A 10,015-nucleotide genomic window follows, 5' to 3' on the forward strand; every position below is an offset into this window, starting at 1 on the left:
GCCGCGACCTTCGGATCAAGCTCCGGGTACTGCACGTTGAGGTAGGCGCCGATGGCCATGGCAATCGCCGGTGGGGCGAAGACGAATTCGATCAGGGTGGCGATGCCGGCGATCAATCCGCCTTTCTCGCCGAACGCCCGGCGGCTGTAGGCAAACGGCCCGCCCGCGTGGGGAATCGCGGTGGTCAGTTCGGTGAAACTGAAGATGAAGCAGGTGTACATGGTCGCGACCATCAGCGCCGTGACCAGAAATCCGAGGGTGCCTGCGGTGCCCCAGCCGTAACTCCAGCCGAAGTACTCGCCGGAAATCACCAGGCCGACGGCAATGCCCCAGAGGTGCAGGGTGCCGAGTGTGGGTTTGAGCTGTGTGGTGGAAGTCATAAGTCCTCTCTGTTTTTTATTGTTCGATCTGTTGGACTTTCGGGTGCAGCGGTTGAGGTGGATGGATGCTGTTCACGCAGCGGCAGTTTTTGTGCAAAACCTGAATGACGGGTACGCAAGGGCCGTGCCAGAGCGGCCAGGCCTTGGGGTTGTGTCATTGAGGACGCCATCGCTGGCAAGCCAGCTCCCACAGGTATCTGTGGTGTTCCCGTTATCGAGATCTGCAAAGATCCCTGTGGGAGCTGGCTTGCCAGCGATAGCTATTTGGAGGGCGACACAGAAACATCTGTGTTGCCCCGGGTTTTAGAAGAAGCCCAACGGCTTGATGTCGTAGCTCACCAGCAGGTTTTTGGTCTGCTGATAGTGATCGAGCATCATCTTGTGGGTTTCACGGCCGACGCCGGACTTCTTGTACCCGCCGAACGCGGCGTGCGCCGGGTACAGGTGGTAGCAGTTGGTCCACACACGACCGGCCTTGATCGCGCGGCCCATGCGGTAGGCGCGGTTGATGTCGCGGGTCCACAGGCCGGCACCGAGGCCGAACTCGGTGTCGTTGGCGATCGCCAGGGCTTCGGCTTCGTCCTTGAAGGTGGTGATGCTCACCACAGGGCCGAAGATTTCTTCCTGGAACACGCGCATTTTGTTGGTGCCCTTGAGCAGGGTCGGCTGGATGTAATAGCCGGTCGCAAGATTGCCCTCGAGTTTTTCCACCTTGCCGCCGGTCAGCAGCTCGGCACCTTCGCCCTTGGCGATTTCCAGGTACGAAAGAATCTTGTCGAATTGCTGCTCGGAAGCCTGTGCACCGACCATGGTGTCGGTGTCCAGCGGGTCGCCGCGTTTGATCTGCAGGACCTTCTTCATCACCACTTGCATGAATTCGTCGTAGATCGATTCCTGCACCAGCGCGCGGGAGGGGCAGGTGCAGACTTCGCCCTGATTGAAGAACGCCAGCACCAGACCTTCGGCAGCCTTCTCGATGAAGGTCGGTTCGGCCTGCATGATGTCTTCGAAGAAGATGTTCGGCGACTTGCCGCCCAGTTCCACGGTGGACGGAATGATGTTCTCGGCGGCGCATTTCATGATGTGCGAGCCGACCGGGGTCGAACCGGTGAACGCGATCTTGGCGATGCGTTTGCTGGTGGCCAGGGCTTCGCCGGCTTCCTTGCCGAAACCTTGCACCACGTTGAGCACGCCCGGTGGCAGCAGATCACCGATCAGCTCCATCAGCACGCAGATGCCCAGCGGGGTCTGCTCGGCAGGCTTGAGCACCACACAGTTGCCGGCAGCCAGTGCCGGGGCGAGTTTCCACGCGGCCATCAGCAGCGGGAAGTTCCACGGGATGATCTGGCCGACCACGCCCAGCGGTTCATGGATGTGATAGGCCACGGTGTTGCCGTCGATTTCGGCAGCGCTGCCTTCCTGGGCGCGCAGACAGCCGGCGAAGTAGCGGAAGTGGTCGGCGGCCAGCGGGATGTCAGCGTTGAGGGTTTCGCGGATGGCTTTGCCGTTGTCCCAGGTTTCAGTGATCGCCAGCAGTTCAAGGTTCTGTTCGATGCGGTCGGCGATTTTCAGCAGGATCAGCGAGCGCGCCTGCACCGAAGTGGCGCCCCACGCATCGGCAGCGGCGTGGGCGGCGTCCAGTGCCTTGTCGATGTCTTCGGCAGTGGAGCGGGGAAATTCGGCAATCGGCTGGCCATTCACTGGCGAGGTGTTGGTGAAGTACTGACCTTTGACAGGCGCGACGAACTCGCCGCCGATGTAGTTACCGTACTTGCTCTTGAACGTGACTTTGGCGCCTTCAGTACCGGGGTGAGCGTAACGCATGATGTGTTCTCCTTGGCTTTGTACTTATTAGAGAAACGCGCAAGTGCGCTTGCTATAAGCGTAGAGCAAAGGTCGGGCCACTGCCGTGCAGGGCAGGAAAATCAAGGCCTTGCGTGGTTTTTGTCGGACGGGCGGGCGGCGCCTGTGATGGTTTTGGTACAGACGGGGTGACAGTTTGTACCGCTTTTGGCACAGCCCGTGACCGACCGGTCTTGCCAGCATTGCAATGCCGGCCTGCCTGGAGGATCCTCAGCCAACAGAAACCCTGCAGGAGCTGCCGAAGGCTGCGATCTTTTGACCTTGTTTTTGAAGATCAAAAGATCGCAGCCTTCGGCAGCTCCTACACGAGGTTTGCGTCGACCTTTCGGGGAGAACAATAAGAAATGCACGACAACCATTTGAGTCGCCATGCCCAGCAGGTTCTCACCGTCAGTCAGGGCAAGCCGCACCTGCACGGGCCCGGTGCCGATCCGTCGATTGCCCGCTCGTGGCTGCGCTGTCTTGAGGACTATCACCTCGATCCGGCCCTGACCATGGCGCCCACCGTCCTCGAACACGGGCGTGTCCTCGAAAGCCGCGAACGTCTGCAACAGGTGTTGCAGATCGCCGGCAATGAAATGAGCAGCCTGCATCAGCAACTCTCCGGCGCCGGTCACGCGGTGCTGCTGACCGATGCACGCGGGGTGATCCTCAACTGCGTCACCGCACCCGCCGAGCGCAAGATTTTCGAGCGTGCCGGGCTCTGGCTCGGCGCCGACTGGAGCGAAGCCTGCGAAGGCACCAACGGCATCGGCACCTGTCTGGTCGAGCGCCAGGCGCTGACCATCCATCAGGACGAACACTTTCGCGGCCGCCACACCGGCCTGACCTGCTCGGCGAGCCCGGTGTTCGACCCGCACGGCGAACTGCTCGCGGTACTCGATGTATCCTCGGCGCGCCACGATGTCTCGCGCCAGAGCCAGTTCCATACCATGGCGCTGGTCAATCTGTCGGCGAAGATGATCGAGAGCTGCTATTTCCTGCGTTGCTTCGACAATCAGTGGTTGCTGCGTTTTCATCTGCAGGCCGAATCGGTCGGGCTGTTCAGTGAAGGGCTGCTGGCGTTTGACGGGGAAGGGCGGATCAGTGCGGTCAACCAGAGTGCGCTGAACCTGCTCGGGCATATTCGCGGTGGTTTGCTCGGCAAACCGGTCGAGGCGTTTTTCGATTGCTCGCTGGACGAGTTGCTCGGTCGTGCCAGCGCCAATGCCAGCGCCAGTTGGCCGCTGCGCACCCGCGACGGCCGGCATCTGTTTGCCTTGCTGCGCGGCGAATCGCGCAAACCGGCACCGATCATGCCGACCCCGGTCGTGGCCAAGCCGCAACCGCTGGCGGGCATCTGCCTCGGTGACGCAACGCTGCAAGCGGATTTCCGCAAGGCGCTGCGGGTGTTCGAGCGCGACGTACCGCTGCTGATCAATGGTGAAACCGGCTCCGGCAAGGAAGCCTTCGCCAAGGCTGTACATCACGCCAGCCAGCGCGCCAGCAAGGCTTTTGTTGCGCTCAATTGCGCAGCGATTCCCGAGAGCCTGATCGAGAGCGAACTGTTCGGTTATCGCGGCGGCAGTTTCACCGGCGCACGCAAGGACGGCATGCGCGGAAAGCTGCAGCAGGCCGATGGCGGCACGCTGTTTCTCGATGAAATCGGTGACATGCCGCTGGCGTTGCAGACCCGTTTGCTGCGGGTGCTGGAAGACCGCCAAGTGGTGCCGATTGGTGGCGAGCCGGAGGCGGTCAACGTGCGGATCATCAGCGCCACCCACCGCAATCTGCTTGATCGCGTCACTGACGGCAGCTTCCGCGAGGATCTGTATTACCGGCTGAATGGTCTGGAGGTCGCGTTACCGGCGTTGCGCGAACGCAGTGATAAATCGCAGTTGCTGGATTTCCTGCTGGCCGAGGAGGCGGGCGGCGAAGCGATTGTGATCGACGAATCGGCGCGGCAAGCGTTGCTGGCGTTCAACTGGCCGGGCAATGTGCGGCAATTGCGCAATGTCCTGCGCACGCTGGCGGCGTTGTGTGATGACGGGCGAGTCGGCCTGGAGGATTTGCCGGCGATGATTCGCCAGGCACAGCCGCCGCTTGCGCTGAAGTCGGTTGAGTCCGAGCATCCGCTGGAGGACGCCGAGCGGCTGGCGTTGCTCAATGCGCTGGAGCAAACACGCTGGCACATGACTCACACCGCCGAGCAACTCGGCGTGAGCCGCAACACCCTCTACAGAAAGCTGCGCAAACACGGCATCGCCCGAACCGCATGAATCCCCCTGTAGGAGCTGCCGAGTGCAACGAGGCTGCGATCTTTTGATCCTGTAAAGAACAAGATCAAAAGATCGCAGCCTTCGGCAGCTCCTACAGGTGGGGTAGTGATCGTGGTGTGATGGTGATCAGCTAAAGAGTGCGATTTCCCCCTCCCTGCGCTAACCTGCGGCCATGTTTTACGAGGTCGACTATGCACATTCATATTCTGGGTATCTGCGGGACTTTCATGGGCTCGATGGCGGTTCTGGCCAAAGAGCTGGGCCATCACGTGACCGGCTCCGACGCCAACGTCTATCCACCGATGAGCACGCAGCTTGAGGCCCAGGGCATTCAACTGACCCAGGGCTATGACCCTGCCCAGCTCGATCCGGCGCCGGATCTGGTGGTGATCGGCAACGCCATGTCCCGCGGCAACCCGGCGGTGGAATACGTGCTGAACAAAGGCCTGCCGTACGTCTCCGGCCCTCAGTGGCTGGCCGATCACGTGCTGCAAGGGCGCTGGGTGCTGGCGGTTGCCGGTACGCACGGCAAGACCACCACCAGCAGCATGCTCGCCTGGGTCCTGGAACACGCCGGCATGAGCCCGGGTTTCCTGATCGGCGGCGTACCGCAGAATTTCTCGGTGTCGGCCCGTCTGGGCGGTACGCCGTTCTTCGTGATTGAGGCTGACGAATACGACAGCGCCTTCTTCGATAAGCGTTCGAAGTTTGTCCACTACCGCCCGCGCACCGCGATCCTCAACAACCTTGAGTTCGATCACGCCGACATCTTCCCCGATCTGCCGGCCATCGAGCGGCAGTTCCACCACTTGGTGCGCACCATTCCGAGCGAAGGTCTGGTGATTCACCCGACCACCGAGCCTGCCTTGCAGCGCGTGATCGAAATGGGTTGCTGGACCCCGGTGCAAACCACCGGTGCCGGCGGTCAGTGGCAGGTCAAACTGCTCAAGGACGATGGCTCGGCGTTCGAAGTGATGTTCGAAGGCGTGTCCCAGGGCACCGTGGAATGGGAGCTGACCGGTCAGCACAACGTCGCCAACGCCCTGGCTGCGCTGGCAGCGGCGCGGCATGTCGGTGTGGTGCCATCGATGGGCATCGCCGGGTTGAGCGCGTTCAAGAACGTCAAACGCCGCATGGAGAAAGTCGCCGAAGTGCGCGGCATCACTATCTACGACGACTTCGCCCACCACCCGACCGCCATTGCCACCACCCTCGACGGTCTGCGCAAGCGCATCGGCGACGCACCGCTGATCGCGATCATCGAACCACGCTCCAACTCGATGAAGCTCGGCGCGCACCGCGATGGCCTGCCCGACAGCGTGGTCGATGCCGATCAGGTGATCTGGTACGCCCCGGCCAACCTCGGCTGGGATCTGGGTGCCACCGCCGCGCTGTGCAGTGTGCCGTCGATCGTCAGCGATTCGCTCGAAGGCATCATCGAACGCGTGAAGAGCCAGGCCCAGCCCGGCACGCACGTGGTGATCATGAGCAACGGCGGCTTCGGTGGTCTGCACGGCAAACTGGCCGAGGCGCTGCGATGAACACTTTCGCCCAGAGCGGCGGTCCGGAGCGCATCACGCTGGCGATGACCGGCGCGTCCGGCGCGCAGTACGGTTTGCGCCTGCTCGATTGTCTGGTGCGCGAAGATCGCGAAGTGCACTTCCTGATCTCCAAGGCCGCGCAACTGGTGATGGCCACCGAGACCGATGTCACGCTGCCGGCGAAGCCGCAGATGATGCAGGCGTTCCTTACTGAATACACCGGGGCCGCCGCCGGGCAGATCCGCGTGTATGGCAAGGAAGACTGGATGTCGCCGGTGGCGTCGGGTTCCGGCGCGCCGGCGGCGATGGTGGTGGTGCCGTGCTCGACCGGCACCTTGTCGGCGATCGCCACGGGTGCCTGCAACAATCTGATCGAGCGCGCGGCGGACGTCACTTTGAAGGAGCGTCGCCAGTTGATTCTGGTGCCGCGTGAAGCGCCGTATTCGAGCATTCATCTGGAGCACATGCTCAAGCTGTCGAACATGGGCGTGACCATCCTGCCGGCCTCGCCGGGCTTCTATCACCAGCCGCAGACCATCGATGACCTGATCGATTTCGTCGTGGCGCGAATTCTCAATCTGCTGGGCATTCCTCAGGACATGCTGCCGCGTTGGGGCGAGCATCATCTGAGCAGCGATGAATAAGCTGTTGGTGGTTGCGCTGGCCCTGCAACTGGCCGGCTGCGCCACGGCGCGCACGCTGGATGCGGCCAAACCGGGTGCGCCGGTGGTGTATTCCGGGACGCGCCTGGATTTGTATGCGATGAATGGCGGGTGCTGTGCGATGGATCGCTTCGGCGCTGAAGCGCCGGGTTATCCGGGCGTGGATCTGCCGGCGAGTGCGTTGCTCGATACGCTGTTGTTGCCGTTGTCGTTGCTGACCGTGATTGGCGTGGGGTTTCAGGCGACGGGTGGATTGTAAAGATCAAAAGATCGCAGCCTTCGGCAGCTCCTACATGAGATTACCGTTCACCCTGTAGGAGCTGCCGAAGGCTGCGATCTTTTGATTCTGGGAGTGCTTTGCACTCCATCGCCAGCAGGCTGGCTCCCCCAGGTATGCGCGGAGCAAATGTGGGAGCGGGCTTGCCCGCGAAGAGGCCAGCCCAGGCACCACAAATTACTTGCCGAGCTTGCGCAGCTCATCCGACTCAACGATCCGCACCCCATCCTGCTCTTCCAGCGCCAGACGCCACATCGCCCGGGCCAGTTGGCAGGCTTCGATGCCGCGGTACTTGCCGGGAATCAGTTTGGAAAACGGCGCGGCCAGCTGTTCGCCCAGACGTGGCTCGGTACGATCGCCCAGCAGCAGCGATGGCCGGCAGATGGTCAGTTGCGGCCAGTCCTGCGCGCGCAATGCCTGTTCCATTTCGCCCTTCACGCGGTTATAGAAAATCGATGATTTCGGATCGGCGCCCAGTGCACTGATCACGATCAGGTGCCGTGCGCCCATCTCCCGGGCGCGTTTGGCGAAGGCCACAACCATGTCCAGATCCACCGCGCGGAACGCCTCTTCCGAGCCAGCCTGTTTGATGGTGGTGCCAAGGCAGCAGTAGGCGATATCGACGCGGCCACTGAGCTGCGGCAGAAACGCCTGTGGATCGCCCACCGGGTTTTCCAGGTGTGGATGCTCCGCCAGCGGCCGGCGGGACGGGGCAAGCACGCGGGTGATCGTCGGCTCGTTGAGCAAACGGTCGAGCAGGTGTTCACCGGTCAGTCCGGTGGCTCCGGCAAGCAATACGTGCTGAGGCGTCAAGTACATAGTGTCTCTCCCTTGATACTGTTCAGCTTAGTTGCTGTTTGTCGCTCCGTCGTTCAACGCAGCACTCTGCAAAGCTTTTCTTGCTTGCTGTTTGCGCAGCAGTTGCCAGTGCGCGAGCACTGTTTTCGGCGCCCAGATCTGCGGCTCCGAGGCTTCGAAATTATCTGCCAGTTCACGTTCGGCCACGGTGGCCCTGGCCAGTTTGAAGGCTTGCTCCAGGTCGTCGGTCTGGTTCAATGCCTGCGCAAACAGGGCATCGCCGAAGTAGGTGAAGTTGGCTTCTTCCGAGCAACCGAACGACACGCGGTCGGCGCGCGAGGCGGTCATGATCAGTGTGCGCTCATCTTTCAGCGCGGGGATGAAACCACCGGAATAGCACGATGAAATCACGATTACCTTGTCGCGATTTTTCAGCGGCGCCAGCACCGTGGCGAGTTCATCGGCGGGCAGATCCGCCAGCTCCATGCGCGGCTGATCGAGCACCAGTTCATGCTCGGCGGTGCCGTGGCTGGTCAGGTAGATGAAGATCAGGTCTTCCGGGCCGCTGCGTTCGGCCAGGGTCTGGGCGGCACGGCGCAGGTTCTCACGGGTGGCCATCGGCCGGTCGGCGAGGTGGTCGCGGTGGTTGACCAGACGAATCTGGCCGTAGGCACCGAAGCGCGTGGTGAGCATGTTGGCAACGAAATCGGACTCGCGCAGGAATACGCTTTGCTTGCCGTCGCCACCGAGGGTCAGGGTGTACAGCTCGACGGCCGGCGTTGAGGCAGGCACGTCGGCCAGCGCTTCGTCGAGCAGGTGGCCCTGAGCGAGCAGGCCGAGTTCGAGGGTGTCGGGCAGCAGCTTGCCATCGGCGTCGCGCACCCGCTGGCCATTGATCCAGGTACCGCTGAGCACGGTGCCATCGGTCAGCACCAGAGTGCCGCGCCCGGCGTAGCTGTCGCTGTCGAACCCGCCGATGTAGAAGCTGCCGTCAGACAGATTCAAACGGCCCTGACCGCTGAAACGCCAGTCGTTGAAGTAGCCGATGTAATGGCTGCCGTCGGTGCCGATCAATTCGCCCTTGCCGGTCAGCGCACCTTCCTTGAACTGGCCGAGCCAGACGTCGCCATCGGCGTTTTCATAGCGACCCTTGCCGTGCAGCTGGCTGTTCTTGAAGCCGCCGACATAGATGTCGCCATCGGCACTGTTGAACGTGCCGTTGCCTTCGAGCTGGCCGTTGACGAAGTGGCCGCTGAAGGTATTGCCGCTGGCATCGCCGCGCTGGCCTTCGCCGTTGGGTTTGCCGTGGGCGAACTGGCCCTGATAGGAACTGCCGTCGTCCATTTCCAGACGGCCCAGCCCGGAATACTGGTCAGCCTTGAACTCGCCACGGTAGGTCATGCCGTTTTCTTTCAGCGTACCTTCACCGTCGCGCCGGCCCTGCTTGAAACCGCCGGTGTAACTGCTGGCGTTGGTGGTCAGGCTGCCCTGGCCATCGAACAGGCCCTGCTGAAACTGGCCGCGATAGACTTCGCCGTTGCTGCCGTGCCACTCGCCCTGACCATGCCATTGGCCCTTGTCGAACTGTCCGGCGTACCAGCTGCCGTTGGGGTAGTCGACCCGGCCCTGGCCTTGCAGCAAGCCATTGACCAGTTCGCCACGATAGCGTCCGCCGTCCGGCAGGCGCGCATCCGGGGGCAACAGCGATTCGCCGTCGCCGCACGCGGTGAGCATCAGGGTCAGGGCAATGGGTGCAAGAGAAGCGAGTGAGCGCATAGCGGGATCCGGGCAATTAGGCGACCGAGTATGCCGCAGCTATGTGTCGCATATATAGAGAGGGAATGCGAAACAGCGTGAGCCGCTTCGCATCCGGGACACTTACACGAAGCAGAGCGACAGCGGTTCGGCGATGTAGGCCGGTTTGTCCGAACCCTCTATCTCCAGTGTTGCGGTGGCCTTGAGCAGAATCTGCCCGGGTTTCTTCTCGGTGACTTCGACCAGATCGACCTTCAGGCGTACTTTCGAATTGACCTTCACCGGCTGGATGAAGCGCACGCTGTCCAGACCATAATTGACCACCATCTTCAGGCCTTGCGGCAGCACGAGGATGTCTTCCATCAGTTTGGGGATCAGCGACAGCGACAGGAAACCGTGAGCAATGGTGCTGCCAAATGGCGTTTGCGCGGCTTTGACCGGGTCGACATGGATGAACTGATAATCCCCGGTGGCTTCGGCG

At 62.0% G+C, this 10,015-nt stretch carries 9 protein-coding genes; 4 read left to right on the top strand and 5 right to left on the bottom strand.

The features are described 5' to 3' along the window. Positions 1–380, bottom strand: a 380-nt coding sequence (locus DBR18_RS28930; RefSeq protein ID WP_256588635.1) for an amino acid permease, incomplete at its 3' end; no start/stop codon positions are given. Positions 381–683: 303 nt separating this feature from the next. Then, positions 684–2,204, bottom strand: a complete 1,521-nt coding sequence (locus tag DBR18_RS08140; protein ID WP_108589961.1) for an aldehyde dehydrogenase family protein — start codon at positions 2,202–2,204, stop codon at positions 684–686. A 383-nt stretch (positions 2,205–2,587) separates the two neighbouring features. Here DBR18_RS08140 and DBR18_RS08150 point away from each other — a divergent pair, with 383 nt between their 5' ends. From DBR18_RS08150 to DBR18_RS08165, 4 genes are all read left to right on the top strand, one after another. After that, positions 2,588–4,501 (top strand): sigma-54-dependent Fis family transcriptional regulator, encoded by a 1,914-nt coding sequence (locus DBR18_RS08150; protein ID WP_108589963.1) that lies wholly within the window; start codon positions 2,588–2,590, stop codon positions 4,499–4,501. Between the two features lie 191 nt (positions 4,502–4,692). Next, positions 4,693–6,042 (top strand): UDP-N-acetylmuramate:L-alanyl-gamma-D-glutamyl-meso-diaminopimelate ligase, encoded by a 1,350-nt coding sequence (mpl, locus tag DBR18_RS08155; protein ID WP_108589964.1) that lies wholly within the window; start codon positions 4,693–4,695, stop codon positions 6,040–6,042. Continuing rightward, the gene (gene ubiX, locus DBR18_RS08160; protein ID WP_108589965.1) at positions 6,039–6,686 is read left to right on the top strand and encodes a flavin prenyltransferase UbiX; all 648 of its coding nucleotides are present in this window, start codon (positions 6,039–6,041) and stop codon (positions 6,684–6,686) included. Before mpl ends, ubiX begins: the two co-directional genes overlap by 4 nt. After that, a complete protein-coding gene (locus tag DBR18_RS08165; protein ID WP_108589966.1) occupies positions 6,679–6,963 on the top strand; it encodes a YceK/YidQ family lipoprotein in 285 nt (94 codons plus the stop codon). The genes ubiX and DBR18_RS08165 overlap by 8 nt, the downstream gene beginning before the upstream one ends. Before the next feature lie 195 nt (positions 6,964–7,158). Here the strand turns inward: DBR18_RS08165 and DBR18_RS08170 are convergent, their stop codons facing one another. The 3 genes from DBR18_RS08170 to DBR18_RS08180 all read right to left on the bottom strand — a co-directional run. Further along, on the bottom strand, positions 7,159–7,800 hold the full coding sequence (locus tag DBR18_RS08170; protein WP_108589967.1) for an oxidoreductase: 642 nt from the start codon (positions 7,798–7,800) through the stop codon (positions 7,159–7,161). 27 nt (positions 7,801–7,827) lie between these two features. Continuing rightward, positions 7,828–9,555, bottom strand: a complete 1,728-nt coding sequence (locus DBR18_RS08175) for a C13 family peptidase (protein WP_108589968.1) — start codon at positions 9,553–9,555, stop codon at positions 7,828–7,830. Between the two features lie 102 nt (positions 9,556–9,657). Next, a partial coding sequence (locus DBR18_RS08180) for a MaoC family dehydratase (RefSeq protein WP_256588623.1) occupies positions 9,658–10,015 on the bottom strand: 358 nt, incomplete at its 5' end.

The organism is Pseudomonas sp. HMWF021, assembly GCF_003061005.1.
Lineage (GTDB): Bacteria > Pseudomonadota > Gammaproteobacteria > Pseudomonadales > Pseudomonadaceae > Aquipseudomonas.